Below are 19,948 nucleotides of genomic sequence, written 5' to 3' on the forward strand. Positions count from 1 at the left end.
ACCGCCGCTGCGCTTCGCCGAAGCCTTCGCGAGACTGCCCATGCACGCCATCCGCCGCGCCCTCATCAGTGTTTCCGACAAGACCGGGCTCGCCGAGTTCGCCCGATCCCTGGCCGAGCAGGGGGTGGAGATCCTCTCCACCGGCGGCACCTCCAAGCTGCTCACGGATGCCGACGTGCCGATCAAGGAGGTCTCGGACCACACAGGGTTCCCGGAGATCATGGGCGGGCGCGTCAAGACGCTGCATCCGCGCATCCATGGCGGCATCCTCGGGCGCCGCGGCATCGACGACGGCGTCATGCACGAGAACGAGATCAAGCCTATCGACCTGGTGGTCGTGAATCTCTATCCCTTCGAGGCCGCGGTCGCCAAGCCCGACTGCGACCTCGCAACGGCCATCGAGAACATCGACATCGGCGGCCCGGCGCTGCTGCGGGCGGCGGCCAAGAACCACGCCGCCGTCACCGTGGTGGTGGACGCCGCCGACTACAGCCGAGTACTGGACGAGATGGCGGACCACGACGGTGCGGTGAGCGATGCCACCCGCTTCGACTTGGCGGTGAAGGCCTTCGAGCACACCGCCGGCTACGACGCCGCTATCGCCAATTACCTGGGCGCCGTCGTCGACGAGCCCCAGCAACAGCACCCCCAGCAGCAGCATTCCCAGCAAGCGCCCGGGCTCCCGCGCACGCTGAACCTCCAGTTCACCAAGCGCCAGGCCATGCGCTACGGCGAGAACCCGCACCAGAACGCGGCCTTCTACACCGCCCGTTCGGTGCCGACGGCCTCCGTGGCCGGCGCAGAGCAGCTTCAGGGCAAGGCGCTCAGCTACAACAACATCGCCGACACCGACGCGGCGCTGGAGTGCGTCAAACAGTTCACCGACGGCCCTGCCTGCGTCATCGTCAAGCATGCCAACCCCTGCGGCGTCGCCTATGGCGAGAGTCTGAAGCACGCCTACGAGCGCGCCTTCGCCACGGACCCCGAGTCCGCTTTCGGCGGCATCATCGCCGTCAACGGCGAGCTGGACGCGGACACCGCGCAGGCCATCGTGGAGCGCCAGTTCGTGGAGGTCATCATCGCGCCGACAGTGACGACCCAGGCGGCGGCCGCCGTGGCGGTGAAGAAGAACGTGCGCCTGCTGGCTTGCGGCACCTGGGACCCGGCACCGGCGCCCTACTTGGACTACAAGCGGGTGCTGGGTGGCCTACTGGTCCAGGACGCGGATCTGGCGCTCGCCGGCGAGCTCCAGGTGGTCTCCCGCCGCGCGCCCTCGGAGGCCGAGATGCGTGACCTGCTATTCGGCTGGCGCGTGGCCAAGTTCGTGAAGTCCAACGCCATCGTCTACACCCGGGACCAGCAGACCATCGGCGTCGGTGCCGGGCAGATGAGCCGGGTCAACTCTGCGCGCATCGCCACCATCAAGGCGGAGCAAGCGGGGCTCAGCGTGCAGGACGCCGTCATGGCCTCGGATGCCTTCTTCCCGTTCCGCGACGGCATCGACCAAGCCGCCGCCACCGGCATCGCCGCGGTCATCCAGCCTGGGGGCTCCATGCGCGACCAGGAGGTCATCGCCGCCGCCGACGAGTACGAAATGGCGATGGTGTTCACCAGTATGCGGCATTTTAGGCATTGAAGAAGGGCTGAGGGCTGAGGGCGAAGGATGGACCCACGGCAGACCCCGCAGCCCCGCGCCGCACCCCGCACGGCGCACCATCACGCTGCGCTTAGCCACTGCAGACCGGCGCCCCTTACTTCGTACTTCCGCATGTCCATCCACCCCACCGCCATCATCGAGCCCGGCGCCGAGCTGCACCCGAGCGTGGCGGTGGGTCCCTACTCGATCATCGAGTCCGGCGCGGTGCTGGGCGAGGGCTGCGTGGTGGAGAGCTGCACGCGCATCTACGGCCACACCAGACTCGGGTGCAACAACCGGGTGTGTCACGGTGTCACCCTGGGCGCGGAGCCGCAGGACCTGGGCTACACGCCAGAACAGGCCAAGCCGCTAACCATCGGCGACGACAACCAGTTCCGCGAGGGCGTCAACATCAGCCACGGCGTCAAGTCCGCCACCGGCACGCGCATCGGCAGCCGCAATTTCTTCATGGCCTACAGCCATGTGGGGCATGACTGCAGCGTCGGCGACGACAACGTCTTCGCCAATACCGCCACCCTCGCCGGGCATGTGGAGCTGGCGCACCATGTCTTCGTCTCCGGCCAGGTGGCGGTGCACCAATTCTGCCGCATCGGCGCCTATGTGATGCTCGGCGGCGTCAGCGGCGTGCCCAAGGACGTGCCGCCTTACGTGATCGCCAGCGGCCAGCGCGCACGCATCATCGGCCTGAACCTGGTGGGACTGCGGCGCAACGGCTTCGACCAAGCCCGCCGCGCCCATATCAAAGCGGTCTACAAACTGGTGCTGCGCTCCGGCTTGCGGCTCGCCGAGGCCCTGACGCGCGCCGAGCGGGAGCTGCCCGGGCCGGACACCGACGCCATCGTCGCCTTCTGCCGCGCCTCAGAGCGCGGCATTACCGGCTTCGCCTGACCCGGCGGCGGGCCGCGTGGGGTGCCAACGCGCGTGCCGAGGCACAGCGCAGCGCACGCGCGAAGCGGCAGCCGCAACACGAACCGACCTACCCGACAGGAGCCGCACATGGCAGCCGAAGAGCCCTATCGCATCGAAGTGAGCGCGGTCAGCGACTACATCGCCGAGCAATCGGACCCCGCCGACAACCGCTTCGTCTTCGCCTACACCATCACCATCCGCAACAACGGCAGCATCCCCGCCAAGCTGCTCAACCGCCATTGGATCGTCACCGATGCCGACGGCAAGCAGCAGGAAGTGCGCGGCGCCGGCGTCGTCGGCGAGCAGCCGCATCTACAGCCCGGCGAGTCCTTCCGCTACACCAGCGGCACTCAGATCGCCACCCCCGTGGGCAGCATGCACGGCACCTACGATATGCTCGCCGACGACGGCACCCGCTTCGATGCGGAAATCCCCGCCTTTTCCCTGGGAGACCGTGGGCGTCTGCATTGATCCGCGCCCTTCAATCACCGCGCACGGCGCTGGACAATACTGAGCCGGACGCCGCGACAGCGCCTGCGCCGGCTTCCCACCCCTGCTTCGGACCCAGGCTCGGACGCAATCGTGGCTCCGGGCTCGGCGCCAAGCTGGGACCAGGCCGAAGCCAGGCGCTGCCGCCATGACAGCACCCGGCGGCCGCCGCAGGCGGCTCGCCCCCGACGCCTGCTCGCAGTGACATCATGGCCACCTACGCCATCGGCGACATCCAGGGCTGCTACGACGAATTCCGGCGGCTCCTGGACCATATCGAATTCGACCCCGCCAACGACAAGCTCTGGTCCGTCGGCGACTTGGTGAACCGCGGTCCCGGCTCCCTCGCCGTGCTGCGCTGGCTCAAGGCGCTGGGCGACAACGCCGTGGTCGTGCTCGGCAACCACGACCTGCACCTGCTGGCGCTGGCCGCCGGCAACCCCCGCCAGGCCAAGAAGCACACCATGGATGACGTGCTGACGGCGCCCGACCGCGACGAGCTGCTGGACTGGCTGCGCCACCGCCCCCTGCTGCACCACAGTGACCACAAACGCTTCGCCATGATCCACGCCGGCTTGGCGCCGCAGTGGGACCTGGCTCAGGCGCGGGCCTGCGCGCAGGAGGTGGAAGTAGCGCTGCGCGGCCCTGGCCATATCGACTTCCTCAATGCCATGTACGGCGATCAGCCGGATCAATGGTCGGACGACCTCAGCGGCATGGAGCGCCTGCGCTTCATCACCAACTGCTTGACCCGCCTGCGCTGGTGCACCGCAGACGGCCGGCTGCTGCTGCACGAGAAGTCCCTGCCCGGCACCGAGCCCGACGGCGTGCTGCCCTGGTACAAGGTCCCTGGGCGCGCGAGCCGCGAAACGCGCATCCTCTTCGGCCACTGGTCCACGCTGGGCTACATCGCCGAGCACAACGTCTGGGCGCTCGACACCGGCTGCGTCTGGGGCGGCAGCCTCACCGCCGTGAGCGTGCGGCGCAAGAAGCCCATCAAGGTCTACGACCTGGACTGCACCGGCCATCAGGCGCCGGGCTGAGCGCGCCGCGTCCGTCTGCTCACAGCGCCGTGCCCAGCGCAGCGCCATCCGCGGCGCCCACGGCCGACAGCGAGACGCCGGTCACAGGCGGCGACGCCCTGCCGCGACCGCCGCCCCCCTGGCTGATCCCGGCGGGGCTCCTGTTCTGGGGGGTGCACACCGGGCTCTGGTGGCTCGCCGTACCCATGACCGTGCTCGCGGCCCTGCCCGGGTGGCGCGGCTGGCACTTCGAGCTGGCACTGCGCGAGCGCCGTCGCGTCGCCGACCTCTGCACCCTGATGATCGTGCTCGCCGGCGCTTGGCTCACCCTGAACCAGCCCCGACTCGGCGCCGCGCTGATCCTGCTCATCCAATGGCTGCCGGCGCTGTTGTTCCCGCTGCTGGCGGTGCAGCTCTACGGCCGGCGGCCCGGTCTGGAGCTGTCGGTGCTGTTCCTGAGCCTGCGCGGCGGGCCAAGCGGGCACCGCCCGGGCGGCGAGACGCTGTTCGACCTGCGCTGGGCCTATCTCCTCGTCTGCGTCATCGCCGCGGCCATGATCCCGCCGCAGACACCCTGGCTCCTGCCCTCGCTGGCACTGCTGACTGCGGGGGCGCTGCTGCCCTGGGCGCCGGCCGCCGGCGGGCGCCGCGGCCTGTTCACGCTGCTGCTGGCGCTAGTGCTCGCCGCATCCGTGGCGCTGGCGGCGGGGCTGCGCCTGGGCCATGACATCACCGAGCAGGCCGTGCTGCGGTGGATGGAGCAATGGCTCGGCACGCAGCTGGACCCCTACCGCGCCACCACCGCCATCGGCGAAGTGGGTCGCCTCAAAGGCTCCGAGCGCATTCTGCTGCGCGTCTATCCGCAGGCGCCAATGGACGATGCCCTGCTGCTGCGTACCGCAAGCTACGACCGCTATGTCGACGGTACCTGGTTCACCACGGGCTCGCTGTTCGAGCCGGTGGCGGAGCGCAACGGACGCCGCCCGCTCCTGGGACCGGACACCGCCGCCGCCGGGACCGGCGGACCGCGCATCGTCATGCTGCTGCGGCGCACCGAGGGCCTGCTGCCGCTACCCGGCGACACCGCACTCGTGACCGGGCTGCCCGGCACGGCGCTGCACCGCAACGACTATGGCACCGTGCGCTATGAGGTGCCCGTCACCAAGCCCCTGTTGAGCTATCGGGTGCGGGAGTCAGCGGCCAGCGCCCGAGCTGCGCTAACCACGCCGCCGAGCGCAGCGGACCTGCGCGTGGTGGGTCAGGACGCGCCGGCCATCGCCGCCTTCGCCGCCGAGCTCGGGCTCGCCGATCTGACACCGCGACAGGCCCTCGCTGCGCTCCAAAGCCACTTCGTGCGTCACTTCCGCTATACGCTGACACTGCCCGAGCCGCCGGCGGATACGGGCCCGCTGACGCATTTCCTCACCCGGGCCCGCGCCGGCCACTGCGAGTACTTCGCCACTGCCGCGGCGCTGGTGCTGCGCGATATCGGCCTGCCCACGCGCTATGTGCGGGGCTGGTCGGTACAGGAGTACAGCGCGCTGGAGGACGCCTGGATCGCCCGCGAGAGCCACGCCCACGCCTGGGTGCAGGTATACCTGAACGGCCGCTGGCAGGACTTCGATCCCACACCGCCAGACTGGGCCGCACTAGAGGCGGCCGACCGCGGCTGGCTCCAGGATGCCGCCGATGTCGTCGCCTGGCTGCGGCTCGCCGTCTCCGGCGCCGCCAGCGAAGACCGCGGGGACCGCGGGGACCGCGACTGGCTGCTGCTGCCGTTGGCCGTCCTGGTGGTGCTCCTCGCCTGGCGGATCATCCGGCGCGCCAGGCGCGGCGGCGCTGGCCGCCGCCGCACAGAGCCGCCGGCCCCGGCGCACCAAGCCACCCCTTTCGCGGCGCTGGAGCGCGCGGCGGCCCGCCACGGCCACGGCCGCCGGGCCGACGAGACGCTGCTGGAGTGGGCCCACCGTCTCGGCGGCGAGGGTGTCGACACCGCCGAGCCGCTGGCGCAGGCCGTCCAGCTCTACTATCGCAGCCGCTTCGACCCGGCGGGGCTCGACGCCGACGCCCGCCGCCGACTCGAGGCACTCATCGGTGACTGCCTGAAGCACTGGCACACGCCGCCCGCCGCAGCCCGGCCGGGGTGAGCGCCCGCCAAGCATCGAGCGTACGAGAGGTCAGCGACGGCGCAAACAGGCCGCGACAGTCGGAGCTCGACGAGCGGTGATCCCCGGCGAGTACCGGGAGCACAGGCGCACATCAGCACGCATATCCCCCCGGACCCAGCCCCGTTGCCGCTCGCTTTGGACCGATGTTCTACGTCATCCTGTTCGCAGTCGTGCGCGCCGTGGTCTTTCTGCCGGGGCTCTGGGTCCGGCGGGTGATGCAGCGGTACCACGACCCCTTTTGCGTTTTCCATCCACCAGAGCGACAAGCCATGCCTGCAACAATGACGCCGAGCCGATCCGTTTTTCTCTTCTTTCTCTGCTGTGCCCCATCGATTGCCCTCGGCGCTGCCGATTCGCCGGACCAGGGCATTCAAGTACGCTTCTCGGGCGAGGTCGTCGCGGCCGAGGGTGTCTCGTCTGTGCCGGTCGGTACGGCTGTAAGCGGGCAGTACCGGTTCGATCCGACTGCCCAGGATTTCAATCCGGCGGACAGCGCGCTGGGCTTGTACGAGGCCGTGCTGGAGCTCGAGCTGTCGGTCGGAGACACCGAGTACAGAGCCGAGACGGGCACCATCGGTGTGCTCAACGACAGTGCCCGCTTCGGCGGCAAGGTGGACGCCTACACCCTGACCTGCGGCCCGCCACTGATCGGTCCTGCCATCGACGGTCTGCCGCCCTTTCAGATGGACATGAACCTTGCCGATACCACGGCTTCCCTGTTCGACGGGGTCGATCTGCCGGCCAACATCGACGCCGCAGGACTCGACATCCGGGCGCCCACACGCGGCCTTCAGACCGGTGGCCACTTGCTGCTGCGCGACAGCGCCAGTGGCGAGATTGGCGACGTGGCGTTTCGGGTCGAAACGCTGGAAGTCATTCAGACGCCGGACCAGTAGAGCGTTTCAGGCAACGTTGTACTCGGTATCGGTATCGGTATCGGTATCGGTATCAAAAACGCTATAGCTGTCATCTCGATTCCGATACAGATACCGACCCCGATTGGTCAACACCGTTGCGAACGGTCTCCGGACTCCAACGGCTGTGCGCCAGCCGTCACTCCTCCAGCAGCAGGTCCTTCGCGGCGTTGATCTGCGCGGCCAAGTAATCACTGCCGCCGCGGTCGGGGTGCAGGCGCTGCATGAGCCGGCGGTGGGCGGCGCGGACGGCGTCGGGCTCGGCGCCCGGCTCCAGGCCGAGGATGGACCAGGCGTCGTCCTTGGTCATGCCGCGCGCCGCAGCCTGGCCGGTACCGCCGCTGCCCTGCCCCGCGCCGCTGGCACCGGCGGCAGCCGCGTCCTCGCGCCAGTCCGGATGCTCGCGGTCCAGGTAGGCCGTCAGCACCGCCGCCGAGCGGGCGTCGGACTCTTGGTAGAGCTCGAGCATGCGCAGCAGCTGAGGCAATGTGAGCTCCGAGAGCTGCTGACCGGCGAAGGGACCCTCCAGCACCTCGCCGTCCATGGCGCCGGTTTCGTGGTCCAGAGACATGTCGAGATAGCGGGTGCGGATGGACGATTGTTGCCCGCCGCCGGACTGGCCGCCGCCCACGGGTCCGGGCCCGACCAAGCCCAGGGATTGCAGCATGCGATGCAGCGCGGGCAGCGCCTGCAACAGGTTGAGCGCCCGAAACACCACCGGCACCGCCGCCGCCAGGGCCGCGAACAGCGGGTTCAGCCGCCCGCTCAGCACCGCAAGCAGCAGCAGGCCGACGGCCACCCAAACGAGCGACTTGCGCAGCACCGCGGCCACCTGCTGCGGCGGTGTGTTGCGGAACCAATGCAGGAGCCACCACAGCGCGACGCCAATGGCCAGCAGGACGATCAGCCGGCCCATAGGCGTGCTCCTCCAGGGCGTCCGAGCAGCATTGCGGTCATCGCTTCTCCAGTTGGTGGGTCAGTTGCAGCACGGCACCGCCCCGGCGGCGGCCGAAGTCCGTGAGCGCCTTGCGCCCGCCGGCGGCGAAGACGGCGACGGCGCTCAGTAGGTCCTTGAGCGCCTGCGGGCTGCGGTGATCGAAGGGGCACCAGGCGCCGCCGGAGAGCCGGGCGACGTCCTTGAGCACGCGCTCGGCCTGGGGCTCGCGCCCCTCCTGGAAGACGAATATGGGGACGCCCAGGAGCCCGAGCTCGCCGGCGGCACCGGCGAGCCGGTCGTGGTCTTCTTCCACGCAATCGCCGACGAACACCAGCGCATTGACGGGCTTGCGGGCGGCCTCGGCCTTGGCATGGTCCAACACCCGGGCGATCTGCGTCAGGCCCGCCGCGCAGCGCACGCGGGTCATGCGCGGCAAGAGCTCATCGGCGCTGGCGCACCAGGGTGAGGCATGAAATTCCCGAAAGCCGCCGTAGTGGCAGAGCTGGATCTGCAGACCGCCCAGATCGCGGGTCTCCTGGAACATGGCCGCCTGGATATCCGCGGCCCGATCCCAAGTGGGCTCGCGGCTGGCGGTGGCGTCCATGGCGAAGATGAGCCGCCCGCGCGCGCCCGGCTCGGCGCGCTGCGGGGTTCGGGCCACCTGTTCCAGGAAGGCGTCGATTTCGCCGTCCGAGGACGTACGCTCGAGGTCTTTGCGGGATGTGGTCATGACTTCTGGGGGCTTACTTGTTGCGGTGAAGGCCGGCCTGCCGGCGGCGCCTGTGCGGGTCTTCGCCGCCACCGCCGCAGGGCCGTCAAGCTCAGTCACCTCAGGTCCATTGGACCTTACGGACGGCCACGGGTGCCGGATGCCTGCCATCACTAATCTCAGTCGCGCTGCCGGTACCGATCGCCTGGGCGCAGATTGGCTGGGCTCAGATTGGCTGGGCTCAGATCCTCGGGTCGGTCGACATCGCGCAACACGCCCGGATCGGCCACCGGTATGTCAACGATGCGGTCTGCATGCGCCCGGAGCAAACCGCGCGCGCCCTGATCACCGCAGGAGCGCAGGAGCGTTTCGCGAAAGCCGGCGGCGAAGCCCACGGGGTGTCCGTGGCGGCCGCCGACACTCGGCGCAGCAATGCCCGCCCCTGCCACTAGCGCGCCAGCGACGGCGGCGACACTCGCCGGCTGCACGAAGGGCATGTCCCCCAGGGCGATGAGCCAGCCGTCCGCGTCGGCGCTCGCGCGCACGCCGCAGGCCAGGCTGTGCCCCATGCCCAGGTATGCGTTGGCACAGGGCACCAGCACGGCACCGACCCGCGCCAGCGCCGGGGCGATGCCGGCGTCGGCGGCGCGCACCACGGCATGCACCTCGCAGCCCGCCGCCAGCAGGCTGCGAGCGGCGGCGACAGCCACCGGCGTACCGTCCGGCAGGGCTGCGGACAGCTTGTCGGCGCCGAAGCGCTGGCCGGCACCGGCGGCGAGCAACAGGGCGCAGAGACGCATTGCAACGCTATCGCAGTCGCCAGCCGCCGCGGCCCGCGTGCTGACGGCCCGTTCGCGCGAAACGCATCGTCGGCGCGAGACAAAGCTGGATTAGACTCAAGCGTACAGTTAGCACAACCAAGCTCCACGACACCGGAGGATTCCGCCAATGGCCTTCAGAGACATGCTCGACCAGATGCTCGCCGCGGGCAAGGACCTTGCCGCCCAGGGGACCAATCTCGCCGAGAAGCACATGAACCTGCCGCCAGAAGGACCGGAGCGCGATGCCATGCTCGGCAACCTGGGCAAGGGCGCGGTGGCCGGCGGCGCCCTGGTGGCCCTGCTCGGCACTAAGTTTGGGCGCAAGCTCACGGGCACCGCCGCCGCGCTCGGCGGCATCGGCCTGCTCGGCAAGGTGGCGCACGATGCCTACAAGACCTGGCAGGCCGATCAGGGCGACAGCGCCGAGCCCGGCACACCAGTGCAGGAGCTGCCGGGCGCGCAGGCCGAGCAGCGCAGCCGGACGCTGTTCAAGGCCATGATCGCCGCCGCCAAGGCCGACGGCCATGTGGACGACGCCGAGCGCAGGGCCATCCACGACGCCATGACCAACCTCAATCTCGACGACGACACCAAGCTCATGATGGAGGCGGAGCTCGCCCGGCCGCTGGACGTGCAGGACACCGCCGCCGATGCCGATTCGACCGAGGCGGCGGCGGAGATCTACCTGGCGTCGCTGTTTGTCATCGACGCGGCGAACCCGGCAGAGCGCAGCTATCTGGACCGGCTCGCCACCGCGCTGGGCCTACACCCGGAGCTGACACGGCAGCTGGAGGCCAAGGCGGCTGCGGCGTAGCTCGGTCTCCGGGCGGCGAAGCCCGGCACCAGCGTTGAACGCCTCGCCAACACGGCCTGCCGGCGCCAGACGGCAAGGACGCCCGATGGTAAGCGACGGCTTCGGCAATGACGGGATGACTGCTGCGCACAAGGACCGAGGAAGCGCCGAATCATTGGCCCTGTCCGGCCAAGCATCGGCACCCTGCCCGGCCCGGGAAACGCCAATCAAGCGGCGTTTGCCGGAGCCGGGTCTATTGAGACCATCGCGCCACAGCGGCGGCCCGCACGGCATCCCTCGACGCGCCCGGCCGTCGGGCACAAAAGTCTGGAGACACCCCATGCAACCCGCTCAAACCCGCCTGCCGGGGGCCTGGCCCGGCCGCGTCTTGGCATTGCTCTGCGCCACGGCTACCCTGTCGGCCATGCCGGCCATGGCGGCCATGGCGGCCGAGAAACGCATGTACCGTTGCCAGCAAGGGGACGCGATTACCTTCTCGGAGGAGCCCTGCGGCCCGGATGCCCGCGAGCTCGACGTCCACTACGACACGCCGGCTCCAGCCGAAGCGGCGGACGCGCAGCGGCGGCTGCAAGCGCAGGAGGCCAGCGCCGCGGCTGCCGCCGATGCCGCCGAGCGCGAGCAGCGCATCGACGGCCTGGAGCGCGAGATCGAAGACCTGCGGGTGGAGCGGGACCATGCGGTGGAACAGCTCGCCGCCGAGCGCCAGCGCGGCACGGAAGACCGCGCCGACGACACCTACCGCGAGCGCAAGCGCGCCGAGATGAAGACGGTCATCGATCGCTACAACACGCGCATCGAGGCCAAACAGATCGAGCTCCAGCAACTGCTCCAGCGATAGCGACGACCACCGCAGCCCATGACCATCGCCGACGAGATCGAGCGCCTGCACCGACTCAAGGAGTCCGGTGCGCTGAGCGAAGACGAGTTTCAGCAAGCCAAGCAGCGGGTCCTGGCCGGCGAACTGCCGCCGCGGGCAGCGACCGGCGCACCGCCAGCGGCGAGCGCGGAGGCGCGCACCCGCGAGTGGGCGATGTTCCTGCACATCTCACAGCTGCTGGGCTTCCTGGTGCCGCTGGCCGGTCTCATCGCTCCCCTGTTGATTTGGCAGCTCAAAAAGGACGAGCTGCCGGGGCTCGATCCCCACGGCAAGGTGGTGATGAACTGGGTGCTGTCGGCGTTGATCTACCTTTTGGCCGCCTCGCTGCTGGTGCTGGTGGTGGTGGGCGTCCCGCTACTGCTGGCGCTGCTGGTGCTGGCGGTGGTCTTCCCGATTATCGGCGGCCTCAAGGCCAACGCCGGCGAGCTGTGGCGCTATCCGCTTAGTATCGAGTTTCTAAAGTGACACTAGGCTTTGGTGGGCCACTCGGTCTCAGTGCGCGCTCGGCTGCGCACGGCACGCAGCCGCCGCTAGCCGTCGGCTCAGCGCTCGATGGGTGGCAGGGACAGGATGTACTCGGCAATGGCATCGCGGTCTTCGGCGCTCAGCTTGCCGGTGCCGACATCGATGACATGGGCCATGGCGCCGCCGGCGAAGTCGCCGTCGGGGTCCATGCCGATCTCCAAGTAGAACGCCAGCATATCCTGGGTCCAGCTGCCGATGCCCTGGTCCTTGCTCGGCGTAATGTTCGGCGTACTGCCGCCCTCGACTCCCGCATCGGCACCGGCATAGCGGACGTCGTCGATGATGGCCCCGAAGAGGTTGCGCGGCGAATGGCATTCCGCGCAGTGGGCGGCGGCCTCGCTGAGATAGGCGCCACGGTTCCAGGCATCGCCGCGCTCGGGAACAGGTTGGAAGGTACCGGGCTCGAAGAAGAGCGCCTTCCAAAGGCCAAGCGGCCAGCGCCAATCGGCATACCAGACCAGGTCGTGCTCGCGGTTGGGCTGCGCGACCGGCTCGACGTCGTCAATGTAGGCCTTGATGGCGAGCATGTCCTCACGCGTCAACTTGGTGAACGCGGTGTAGGGGAAGGCCGGGTAATAGTGCTCGCCATCGGGTGAGACCCCCTCGGACAATGCACGCACGAAGTCCTCATCGGACCAGCCGCCGATGCCGTGCTCGGGGTCAGGCGTGATATTGCTGGCGTAGAAGGTGCCGTAGGGGCTCTCGATGGGGCGCCCGCCGGCGAGCGGCGCGCCATCCTCGGCGGTATGGCAGCCGGCGCAAAGGCCGGCGTGAAACAACAAGCGCCCGCGCTCGGCGGTGCTTTGGGCGCTCGCATCCGCCGCGGGCTCCATCGTGTCGCTCACAGCTGGTGCCGCCGGCGCATCGGTGCCTGTCTGCGCCTGCACTATGGCCGCGGCGCCAAAGCCGAGCCACAGCGCGATGCCGGCCCACAGGCCGGGGCGGCGACACCAGCGGGCCGTCCTCCGCACCGCTCGCACGGCCTGGACGACAGGCTTACTGCTTGCGGTAGGCCTCATGGCAGCCTTTGCAGGAGTCCCCGACGGCCTTGAAGGCACCCATTAGGGTGGCCTTGTCGCCGGAGGCGACGGCCTCCTGGAAGCTCGCGGCGGCCTCTTTGGCTTCTTTGGATTTCTCCGCGAAGCCCTCGGCGTCCGACCACACCTCGGCCGTGGCATCGGTCTCGCCGAAGTCCGTGCCCGCCGGGAACAGTGCCGGGATGTCGTCGGTGGTCGCGACCAGGCTGGCTGCCACGGTATCCAGGCCCGGCCCGAACTCAAAGCCATCACGCAGCTGTCCAACGGCCGTGCCGACGAGGCCGCCCATGGTGCTCATGACGGCCTGACGATATTTGACTGCCTGCTCGACCTTGTCCATCGGCACGTCTTCGGCAGCGACCGGGCCGGCAAGGGCGACGGCGACTAGCGAGGCGGCGGCGAGTGCGATCTTGCGCATGGCTGACTCCTGTGGCTTTGTGTTGTGTGGTGTTGTGGATGTCCTCGGCAATGTGCGCGCTCACCGCGCGGCATCAAGGGGACGCGCACCGCGCCGAGGCGCTTTCCGCTGCAATTGCGCGGTCGAGCCGATAGCCGGCGCGGTTACAATCGTAGAGCGTCAAGATCGGCGGCGGCCCAAGCCTTGGCCAGACGCCTTGCGGCAAGCCGCGGCCGCCACCGCCGGGGCCACCACCTTAGCTCCCGCCGACCCCCATCACAATCATCTCTGAGGCCCAACTATGCTGCTCAAGCTCGTCCGTGAAGGGCTCGGACGCACCGTCGCGTTCGTCGACCGCATCACCCGCCCGACGCCAATCCAACGCACACCCGAGGCACAGCAACAGGTGGAGCAGGCCTTGGACGGATTGGCGCTCTATCAGTACTTCGCCTGCCCTTTCTGCATCAAGACCCGGCGCGCACTGCACCGCCTGAACCTGCCGCTGGAGCTGCGCGACGCCCAGAACGACCCGGCGCATCGCAGCACCCTGGAGCGCCAGGGCGGGCGCATCCAGGTCCCCTGCCTGCGCATCGACTCGGCCGATGGGACCGAGTGGATGTACGAATCCAACGACATCATCCGCTACCTCGAGCACCGCTTCGGCGCGGTTGCGCCCGCTGAGCAAGCCGGTTGAAAGACCCGCTGCTGCGACGCGCTCGACGCCCGTCCCGAAGCGCGTGGCTGAGCGTCCTGGCCGGCGTCATACTGCCGGCCGGCGGCGCGGCCGGTCTGGAGTCGGCCGCGGCGCAGATCAGCCCCGAGCCGGTGCCGGGTATTGCGGTGGGTCAGGACATCGAGCACCTGGACCCGATCGCCCTCCGCCGTCAGGTCTCTCGGGCCGAGGGACGCATCAGCGACCTTGAGAAGGACCGGGAAGCGGCGCTCGCCGGGCTGGAAGGCGCCATTGCCGAGGCCGAGACGCGAGCCACGGCGGCCGCGTCCCGCAGCGGCAGTGGCGGCGCGCCCAGCGACGCCGCCGCAACGGCCGAAGCTCAGCCCGCGCGGCGCACCCCGCCGCTGTTAGACCCGGCGACCCAGGCCGATCGGCGCCGTGCCATCCGGGCCCGCTATGGCGCGAAAATCGCCCGCGCGCGCCGCCAGCTCGCGCGGCTTCTGGCCCGGCAGGCGCAGATCGACCCCGACGCGCCCGATCAGCAGCGCCTGCGCGACGCGGCCCGCGCCGGCGAGCCGGCCCCGTAGCGCGCGCCCCGCCCACCATCGGCCCAGCATCGGCCCAATACCGGCCGGCACCGGCGCGCTCAATCACCGGCGTCGAACAGCAGCCGCCAGCGGTAGGGGTCGAACAACAGCTCGATCCGCACGATTTGCCCCTCGCGCACCGTCGCCCACTGCGCCGCCCGGGTAGAGACCCGCTCCGAGACCTGGGTGTCCAGCACCAGCCAGTGACAGACCTGGTCCCCGTCCACGAACACCTGCCGGCGCGTGATACCGCGCAGGATGCCGCCCGTCATCATGATGTACTCGAGGAAGGCGGCGGTGTCGTCGATGGTCGCAATGGGGCTCTCGTAGCGGAAGGCCGCCGGCGCGATCAGCGCAGCCACCGCATCGTGGTCGTGCGCCGCGAGCGCATCGAGATAGCGCTCGACGACATCGAGCGCGTCGGCGGCCTGGGCGGCGCTGGCGGACATCTGCGGACTCCCGGTCGCAGTCGTGACGACAGGGCCCGATTCTACGGCAAGCGTGTCCGCGTGCGTCGGGCGAGTTGCCGAGGCCGCGGCGGTGCTCATTGCACCAGGTCCCGATAGGCGTGCCAGGTGGCATGGCCGAGCAGCGGGAAGACCACCACCATCCCCACCAGGAAGCTCGCGAAGCCGAGGACCGTCAGCAGCACGATGAAGGACGCCCAGATCAGCATCGCAGGCAGGTCCTTGAGCGTCACCCGATGGCTGGTGCGCACTGCTTGGGCCGCACTCGTGTCGCGATCCACGATCATCGGCACCGCCACCACCGACCGAGCGAAGACGATGGCCGCGAGGATGCCACCAACGGCAAAGTACGACAGGAGCTGGCCGCGGCTCACTTGATCGAGGAGGCTCCCCCAAACGGTCGCGCCCAGTGAGGGTGCGGCACTACCCAGCACCGTCGCCAGCAGGACGGTAGACACCGCGAACCAGACCGCAGCGATGACCAGCAGCCCGACGGAGAAGCGCACCAACGCCTCGCGGTGGCGGCCGAGGGCGGATAGTGATGCATCGAAGCTCAGCGGTTCGCCGCGCTCGCGGCGACGGGAGAGCTCCACCAGCCCGGTGGTCAGGAGCGGCCCAACGAGCAGAAAGCCGGAGATGCTGCCGGCAATCAGGAAGGGATGGCTCCAAAAGGTCAAGACGAGCGCGCCGAACAAGGACACGAGCAGCCCGTAGGCCAGGCTCGGCCCCGGGTTGTGGCGCAGGTCCTCCCAGCCGCGCTGCAGCCACTGCAGCGGCTGCTCCACGGGTACGCGGCTGATGTTCACGGGCGCGCCGGAGCGCATGTCCGGATGGGTCAGGGTTGCCATGGGCCTCCTCCGATGCTCTGCATTCGGCGAACGCCCGGCGCCACGATCCCGAGCGCGCCGTCTCCTGCGCCATCGTCGAACGGCTAAGGGCAGGGTCCCGCTTTCCAGCGGGCTGCGGACCCGGATGACGGTACGCCGGCGGCGCCCGCCGGGTTGTGAAAACCCGACCCGTTTGGTCGGGCTTATCCACAAGCCTAGATCGCTTTCGCTGAAGTACAAGCCACTCTGCGCCCTGGGGCGCCTCGCAGCGGCAAGGGCCGAGCACGAGCCGCCGGGCGGTATGGTACCCAGGACCTGGCGTCTCCTCGCGGACTCAACAAAAATGGGGCCGGTGTCGGCATCCTCGCCCGTGGGTGCTCAACCGCCGCCGATCTCGATCTGCTCGGTGCCGATGTAGGTCCGCGGGGCATCGATGACGCGGGTGAGCGCCGGCTCGGCACTCGTAGTCGTCGTTCGACTCGAACCCGTTGCGGGCCATGGTTTCGCGCAGGCTGGCCATGGCGGGATGGTAAGAAAGTTCGAAGTGTGAAGTTTGAAGCACCCTTGCTCGCGGTGCTCTGTCAGCGTCCGGCGATCGACTCCGCCGCTGCAAACCTCAAACCTCAAACTTCACCCTTCAAACTTCAAACTTAACGCAGGGCAGTCGCGGCGGCCGTGCCGGGGGCCGTCTCGCCTTGCAGCAACGCCTCGACCTGCGCATGGCCCTGGGTGGCGGCATGCCACAGGGCGCCATGACCGGCCAGGTCCGGCAGTGTGGCATCGGCGCCGTGCTCCAGCAGCACCTGCACCGTCTCGGCGTGGCCCCGGTGGGCGGCCCAGATCAGCGGTGTGTAGCCCTCGGTCTGCTCCTGGGCGTCGATCATGGCGCCGTGCGCCAGCAGCAGCTCTACCAGCTGCGCATGATTGTTGGACGCCGCCAGCAACAGTGCGGTATAGCCGCCCTGATCGACCGCGTCCACGGCAGCGCCGGCGGCGAGCAAGCGCTCGGCAACCTGGAGGTGGCCGTTCACGGCGGCCTTCATCAGCGGTGTCCAGTCGCAGCTGTCTCGGACATTGGCATCGGCGCGGCGCTCCAGCAGGGCGTCGAGCGCGGAGACGTCTCCCTGCTCGGCGACCTCGAGCAGGCTCGGGGCTTGCTTGCCCGCTTGTGGGCTTTGGGAGGTGTCGTTGTCACCGCCCACCAGCAGCACCGCCGGCAGAATCAGCAGTACGGGCAATAGCCACAGAATCTTCGACATGGCTCAAAAGGCAATGGGATGCGATTGCATGAGAATGCAAACATGGTGCACCCTCGACGCCGGCCTGCCAATGCGAATCCGCAATCAATGCCAAGCAGATCAGCAGCTTGGCGACAGCGGCGCAAGCCGCGCTTCGGCCGCCGCCAGCGTCAGCTCACGTTCTGCCAAAAGGTCGACGCCGGATCCAGAAACTCCGTGTGCGGCAGGTAGTGCGAGCCGTCGCAGGAGAAGTTCAACGCCACCAGACCGTTGAAGACGTTGAGGGATCCCGAGCGCAGGTAGATGATGTCGTCGGCATAGCGCAGACGCCGGAAGCCCTGCAGGATGGCGCGCACCTGCTCGGCGGCGACCAGGGCCTGCTCGGGGTAGGCGCAGTGCGGATAGGCGAGGCAGACATCCGGGTCCGCCAGCTCATCGAAGTGCAGCAGCCGATAGCGGAAGGGATCATCCACCAGCCAGATAGTGGCCCGGGAGCTGGAGAAATGGATCTTGCAGTGGAACACGCCGCTCTCGGTGACCAGCTCCTCGAGCACCGGCAGCACCTCGTCGATGTGCCGGTCCATCAGGCTCTCCACCCGGCGCTGCTCGAACAGGGACCCGCGGATGGCGGGATCGCCCCTGAGCTGCTGCCAGCGATTCGGCTCCCGGTAGACCTCGCGGGTGAGGGGCAGGTCGCGCAGGTCGAAATCCGCGCCGAGCAGGCCGAGCTGCTCGCCATCGCGCTCGATGCGCCGCAGCGCGGTCAGCGACGGCCGCTTGGCCCGCAGGCTGATATAGGCCTCCGACAGCAGCAGCCCGTGCGCCGGCATGGGCTCGTGCATATAGGGCCGCGCGGCGCGATCGCGGCCGAAGTCCGTCCCGATGAGGCCCTCCACGGCCGCGTTGCTGCTCACCTGCACGGCCCGGGTGTCGAGGGCGTAGAGGTAGCGGCTGTGCGGCACGGTGCCCAGGGCGTCCAGTAACACAGCGTCCAGCGCCTGGCGCTCACCCCAGACGGCGGCGCAGCGGCCGGCGACATAGGCCATGGGCTCCAGGAGCATGTTAAACAGCGCGAGGCGCTGGCGGGCGACACTGGCCTTGAGATTGTCGGTCATGCGGCGGCGGTGGGTAGGACAGCAACGAAACGGGCGCAGCGCCGGGCGCGCATGGCCGCGCGCCCGATTCTACACTGGGATCATCCGCAAGCCAGCTGCCGGGGCCAACCGCCGCCGGACGCTGGCATCCGCCAACACAGGAGCACCCCATGAGCCTCGTCGGAAGCCTGATCGCCCTCTCTCTGCTGCTGCTCGCGGCGCTCGGCATCGCCGGCGCGCTGCTGATGGGCCGCTCCAGCCGCAGCGCCAACGCCGATGACCCGGACCCACACAAGGACTGAGGCCGCAGCCGGCGAGCGCCTGGTCTGCGCCCTGTCCGTGCTGCTGCTGGCAAGCCTGGCGGGCTGTGCACTGGCGCCGGCGGGCAGCGGCGATATCGGGCTGCGCCTTCGCGTTGAGCAGCCGGTGCCCTTCCCTGCCGGCAGCGCCCACGCCACCTTCCAGCGCGGGCGCGTGGTGCGCCAGGCGAGCCTGTTCGAGCCCTACTGCCAGCTGGAGGTCAACACCGTCGCGCAGCGCCGGCGCACCCTTGGACCCGGGCGTTATCGGGTCACCCGCATCACGAGCCGCGTCCTGCGGGACCCCATTACACGCATCCCCCTCTTGCGGCCGGCACTGGATTGCCACGACGGCATTTTCCAGGAATCCATCTGGCGGCTCGCCCCGGACGATGACCCGGGCGCCTATGGCGAGATCCGGCATCTGCGCTGTATCGCCCCCTACTACAACTGCACCTTCGGCCCGCCGCTGGCGCTGGATCAAGTGCAGCAGGTGGTGGGCCCCTATCTGGCGGTGGTGCGGCTCGCCACCGCAGCCGCGGCTGATTCGGCCCAGTCGTGCGCAGCACGCGCCGTCGCCACAGACCCGCCGTCCAAGCCGATCAGCCGCTGTCTCGACAGCGCTCGCGATCGCAGCGAATCAGCATGCTGGTGCCGTCCCGGCAGTCGACGCGGTGTACCTCGGCACCGTCCTCTTCGCGCAGCAGCACGGCGCCGCGCTCGTCGAGCTCGCAGCCGCGGCTGACAGCGAGCTCCTCTGCATGATAGGCCCAGACGCCCACCGGCAAGTCCTCGGGCGGGGGCGCCGAATGCTCGCGCCGCAGTGACTCCGGGACACGCCGAGCAGCCTGGGCGGGCGCAGCAATGCTGCCGGAGGGGGCGGCGGAAGGCTCCGCGCGGGCCGGTGTTGCGGAGGCTCGGGGCTTGGCCCGGCGCTCCCCGGCGTCGGATGCCGCGGCTGCACGCGCCGCACCCTGCGGCGCGATGGCGGCCCATTGCTCGCGCAGGGAGCGTAGCGCATTCAACAGGTTATCGCGGTAAGGGCTGGTGACGTCCGTAGACCACTGCTGCCGGGTCCCGGCATACCAGGTCTCGGTAGCACGCAATGCCGTGCGCACGCCGTCGCCCGTCGCCGTGAAATCGGCCCGGATGCGCAGCAGGGTCTGCGCCGGGGGCGCCACCTTGCCCAGCACCACGCCGGGCGGCCCGGCGCTGGCCGGGGTCTCCAGCCGGGTCTCGAAGACGACGCGCTCCCGCTCGCTGACGGCGACCCGCCAGCCCTTGATCAGGGCCGCGTCCAAGGCCAAGGCCTTGGCCCGGGGCACATTGGCGCCGGCGAGCAGCACACTGGGCGGCGCGGCGGTCTCGGCTTGCGCCGCGACGGCGATCAGTGCCAACAGGATGGACAGGAGCGCCGCGAGCGACCGGGCCCGAGGGTATTCACACTGAGAAGCCCGCGGGCGTTCAGGCGACGCAAGTCTGGCACG

The 19,948-nt window shown here is 69.5% G+C and carries 22 protein-coding genes; 12 read left to right on the plus strand and 10 right to left on the minus strand.

What is annotated here, in order from left to right; genetic code table 11:
* The first annotated feature begins 40 nt into the window (after positions 1-40).
* The 6 genes from purH (at position 41) to CKO31_RS11135 (ending at position 7,141) form a co-directional block, all read left to right on the plus strand.
* Entirely contained in the window at positions 41-1,636 is a 1,596-nt protein-coding gene (purH, locus tag CKO31_RS11110; protein WP_200237133.1) for a bifunctional phosphoribosylaminoimidazolecarboxamide formyltransferase/IMP cyclohydrolase, read from the plus strand.
* 132 nt (positions 1,637-1,768) lie between these two features.
* Complete coding sequence (gene lpxA / locus CKO31_RS11115) at positions 1,769-2,545, plus strand: acyl-ACP--UDP-N-acetylglucosamine O-acyltransferase (RefSeq protein ID WP_200237136.1); 777 nt, start codon at positions 1,769-1,771, stop codon at positions 2,543-2,545.
* Positions 2,546-2,653: 108 nt separating this feature from the next.
* Complete coding sequence (gene apaG, locus CKO31_RS11120) at positions 2,654-3,037, plus strand: Co2+/Mg2+ efflux facilitator ApaG/CorD (RefSeq protein WP_200237139.1); 384 nt, start codon at positions 2,654-2,656, stop codon at positions 3,035-3,037.
* 227 nt (positions 3,038-3,264) lie between these two features.
* Positions 3,265-4,098 (plus strand): symmetrical bis(5'-nucleosyl)-tetraphosphatase, encoded by an 834-nt coding sequence (locus CKO31_RS11125; RefSeq protein ID WP_200237142.1) that lies wholly within the window; start codon positions 3,265-3,267, stop codon positions 4,096-4,098.
* Between the two features lie 29 nt (positions 4,099-4,127).
* Complete coding sequence (locus tag CKO31_RS27500; RefSeq protein ID WP_200237144.1) at positions 4,128-6,224, plus strand: DUF4129 domain-containing transglutaminase family protein; 2,097 nt, start codon at positions 4,128-4,130, stop codon at positions 6,222-6,224.
* Positions 6,225-6,424: 200 nt separating this feature from the next.
* Positions 6,425-7,141 (plus strand): hypothetical protein, encoded by a 717-nt coding sequence (locus tag CKO31_RS11135; RefSeq protein ID WP_200237147.1) that lies wholly within the window; start codon positions 6,425-6,427, stop codon positions 7,139-7,141.
* Positions 7,142-7,298: 157 nt separating this feature from the next.
* On the opposite strand, the gene CKO31_RS11140 is transcribed toward CKO31_RS11135, so the two are convergent.
* The 3 genes from CKO31_RS11140 to CKO31_RS11150 all read right to left on the minus strand — a co-directional run bounded on the left by CKO31_RS11140 (position 7,299) and on the right by CKO31_RS11150 (position 9,605).
* On the minus strand, positions 7,299-8,075 hold the full coding sequence (locus CKO31_RS11140; RefSeq protein ID WP_200237149.1) for a J domain-containing protein: 777 nt from the start codon (positions 8,073-8,075) through the stop codon (positions 7,299-7,301).
* 37 nt (positions 8,076-8,112) lie between these two features.
* A complete protein-coding gene (locus tag CKO31_RS11145) occupies positions 8,113-8,826 on the minus strand; it encodes a VWA domain-containing protein (protein ID WP_200237151.1) in 714 nt (237 codons plus the stop codon).
* A gap of 158 nt (positions 8,827-8,984) precedes the next feature.
* Positions 8,985-9,605, minus strand: a complete 621-nt coding sequence (locus tag CKO31_RS11150) for a nucleotidyltransferase family protein (protein WP_200237154.1) — start codon at positions 9,603-9,605, stop codon at positions 8,985-8,987.
* Between the two features lie 148 nt (positions 9,606-9,753).
* On the opposite strand from CKO31_RS11150, the gene CKO31_RS11155 reads away from it, so the two are divergent.
* The 3 genes from CKO31_RS11155 (at position 9,754) to CKO31_RS11165 (ending at position 11,782) form a co-directional block, all read left to right on the plus strand.
* On the plus strand, positions 9,754-10,440 hold the full coding sequence (locus tag CKO31_RS11155; protein ID WP_200237155.1) for a tellurite resistance TerB family protein: 687 nt from the start codon (positions 9,754-9,756) through the stop codon (positions 10,438-10,440).
* Between the two features lie 319 nt (positions 10,441-10,759).
* Positions 10,760-11,278, plus strand: coding sequence for a hypothetical protein (locus CKO31_RS11160; RefSeq protein WP_200237158.1), 519 nt, complete (start codon positions 10,760-10,762; stop codon positions 11,276-11,278).
* An 18-nt stretch (positions 11,279-11,296) separates the two neighbouring features.
* Positions 11,297-11,782 carry a magnetosome magnetite crystal formation protein family gene (locus tag CKO31_RS11165; RefSeq protein WP_200237160.1) on the plus strand — a complete coding sequence of 162 codons (486 nt, stop codon included), beginning with the start codon at positions 11,297-11,299 and terminating at the stop codon, positions 11,780-11,782.
* Between the two features lie 77 nt (positions 11,783-11,859).
* Here the strand turns inward: CKO31_RS11165 and CKO31_RS11170 are convergent, their stop codons facing one another.
* Positions 11,860-12,675 (minus strand): cytochrome c, encoded by an 816-nt coding sequence (locus CKO31_RS11170; RefSeq protein ID WP_200237255.1) that lies wholly within the window; start codon positions 12,673-12,675, stop codon positions 11,860-11,862.
* A 163-nt stretch (positions 12,676-12,838) separates the two neighbouring features.
* A complete protein-coding gene (locus CKO31_RS11175; RefSeq protein WP_200237163.1) occupies positions 12,839-13,297 on the minus strand; it encodes a c-type cytochrome in 459 nt (152 codons plus the stop codon).
* A 280-nt stretch (positions 13,298-13,577) separates the two neighbouring features.
* Here CKO31_RS11175 and CKO31_RS11180 point away from each other — a divergent pair, with 280 nt between their 5' ends.
* Complete coding sequence (locus tag CKO31_RS11180) at positions 13,578-13,970, plus strand: glutaredoxin family protein (protein ID WP_200237166.1); 393 nt, start codon at positions 13,578-13,580, stop codon at positions 13,968-13,970.
* Positions 13,967-14,536, plus strand: coding sequence for a hypothetical protein (locus tag CKO31_RS11185; protein WP_200237169.1), 570 nt, complete (start codon positions 13,967-13,969; stop codon positions 14,534-14,536). The genes CKO31_RS11180 and CKO31_RS11185 overlap by 4 nt, the downstream gene beginning before the upstream one ends.
* 59 nt (positions 14,537-14,595) lie before the next feature.
* Here the strand turns inward: CKO31_RS11185 and CKO31_RS11190 are convergent, their stop codons facing one another.
* The 4 genes from CKO31_RS11190 to CKO31_RS11205 all read right to left on the minus strand — a co-directional run bounded on the left by CKO31_RS11190 (position 14,596) and on the right by CKO31_RS11205 (position 18,183).
* Positions 14,596-14,985, minus strand: a complete 390-nt coding sequence (locus CKO31_RS11190; protein ID WP_200237172.1) for a nuclear transport factor 2 family protein — start codon at positions 14,983-14,985, stop codon at positions 14,596-14,598.
* A gap of 95 nt (positions 14,986-15,080) precedes the next feature.
* On the minus strand, positions 15,081-15,851 hold the full coding sequence (locus CKO31_RS11195; protein ID WP_200237175.1) for a DUF2189 domain-containing protein: 771 nt from the start codon (positions 15,849-15,851) through the stop codon (positions 15,081-15,083).
* Between the two features lie 629 nt (positions 15,852-16,480).
* Positions 16,481-17,089: an ankyrin repeat domain-containing protein gene (locus tag CKO31_RS11200; protein WP_200237178.1), complete on the minus strand. Its 609-nt coding sequence runs from the start codon at positions 17,087-17,089 to the stop codon at positions 16,481-16,483.
* Positions 17,090-17,238: 149 nt separating this feature from the next.
* Positions 17,239-18,183 carry a PDC sensor domain-containing protein gene (locus CKO31_RS11205; RefSeq protein WP_200237181.1) on the minus strand — a complete coding sequence of 315 codons (945 nt, stop codon included), beginning with the start codon at positions 18,181-18,183 and terminating at the stop codon, positions 17,239-17,241.
* 149 nt (positions 18,184-18,332) lie between these two features.
* Here CKO31_RS11205 and CKO31_RS27220 point away from each other — a divergent pair, with 149 nt between their 5' ends.
* Positions 18,333-18,464, plus strand: a complete 132-nt coding sequence (locus tag CKO31_RS27220; RefSeq protein ID WP_274607736.1) for a hypothetical protein — start codon at positions 18,333-18,335, stop codon at positions 18,462-18,464.
* A gap of 599 nt (positions 18,465-19,063) precedes the next feature.
* Here the strand turns inward: CKO31_RS27220 and CKO31_RS11210 are convergent.
* Positions 19,064-19,858 carry a hypothetical protein gene (locus CKO31_RS11210; protein ID WP_200237184.1) on the minus strand — a complete coding sequence of 265 codons (795 nt, stop codon included), beginning with the start codon at positions 19,856-19,858 and terminating at the stop codon, positions 19,064-19,066.
* Positions 19,859-19,948 lie beyond the last annotated feature (90 nt).

It is taken from the genome of Thiohalocapsa halophila, assembly GCF_016583825.1.
Classification (GTDB): Bacteria; Pseudomonadota; Gammaproteobacteria; order Chromatiales; family Chromatiaceae; genus Thiohalocapsa; species Thiohalocapsa halophila.

Excerpts from the sequence above, each read along its gene's own strand:
- lpxA (WP_200237136.1), top strand. The coding sequence starts at position 1,769 with ATGTCCATCCACCCCACCGCCATCATCGAGCCCGGCGCCGAGCTGCAC.
- CKO31_RS11205 (WP_200237181.1), bottom strand. The coding sequence starts at position 18,183 with ATGACCGACAATCTCAAGGCCAGTGTCGCCCGCCAGCGCCTCGCGCTG.
- CKO31_RS11160 (WP_200237158.1), top strand. The coding sequence starts at position 10,760 with ATGCAACCCGCTCAAACCCGCCTGCCGGGGGCCTGGCCCGGCCGCGTC.
- CKO31_RS11175 (WP_200237163.1), bottom strand. The coding sequence starts at position 13,297 with ATGCGCAAGATCGCACTCGCCGCCGCCTCGCTAGTCGCCGTCGCCCTT.
- CKO31_RS11150 (WP_200237154.1), bottom strand. The coding sequence starts at position 9,605 with ATGCGTCTCTGCGCCCTGTTGCTCGCCGCCGGTGCCGGCCAGCGCTTC.
- purH (WP_200237133.1), top strand. The coding sequence starts at position 41 with ATGCACGCCATCCGCCGCGCCCTCATCAGTGTTTCCGACAAGACCGGG.
- CKO31_RS27220 (WP_274607736.1), top strand. The coding sequence starts at position 18,333 with ATGAGCCTCGTCGGAAGCCTGATCGCCCTCTCTCTGCTGCTGCTCGCG.
- CKO31_RS11200 (WP_200237178.1), bottom strand. The coding sequence starts at position 17,089 with ATGTCGAAGATTCTGTGGCTATTGCCCGTACTGCTGATTCTGCCGGCG.
- CKO31_RS11195 (WP_200237175.1), bottom strand. The coding sequence starts at position 15,851 with ATGGCAACCCTGACCCATCCGGACATGCGCTCCGGCGCGCCCGTGAAC.
- CKO31_RS11140 (WP_200237149.1), bottom strand. The coding sequence starts at position 8,075 with ATGGGCCGGCTGATCGTCCTGCTGGCCATTGGCGTCGCGCTGTGGTGG.
- CKO31_RS11170 (WP_200237255.1), bottom strand. The coding sequence starts at position 12,675 with ATGGAGCCCGCGGCGGATGCGAGCGCCCAAAGCACCGCCGAGCGCGGG.
- CKO31_RS11165 (WP_200237160.1), top strand. The coding sequence starts at position 11,297 with ATGACCATCGCCGACGAGATCGAGCGCCTGCACCGACTCAAGGAGTCC.
- CKO31_RS11155 (WP_200237155.1), top strand. The coding sequence starts at position 9,754 with ATGGCCTTCAGAGACATGCTCGACCAGATGCTCGCCGCGGGCAAGGAC.
- apaG (WP_200237139.1), top strand. The coding sequence starts at position 2,654 with ATGGCAGCCGAAGAGCCCTATCGCATCGAAGTGAGCGCGGTCAGCGAC.
- CKO31_RS11145 (WP_200237151.1), bottom strand. The coding sequence starts at position 8,826 with ATGACCACATCCCGCAAAGACCTCGAGCGTACGTCCTCGGACGGCGAA.
- CKO31_RS11190 (WP_200237172.1), bottom strand. The coding sequence starts at position 14,985 with ATGTCCGCCAGCGCCGCCCAGGCCGCCGACGCGCTCGATGTCGTCGAG.
- CKO31_RS11125 (WP_200237142.1), top strand. The coding sequence starts at position 3,265 with ATGGCCACCTACGCCATCGGCGACATCCAGGGCTGCTACGACGAATTC.
- CKO31_RS11180 (WP_200237166.1), top strand. The coding sequence starts at position 13,578 with ATGCTGCTCAAGCTCGTCCGTGAAGGGCTCGGACGCACCGTCGCGTTC.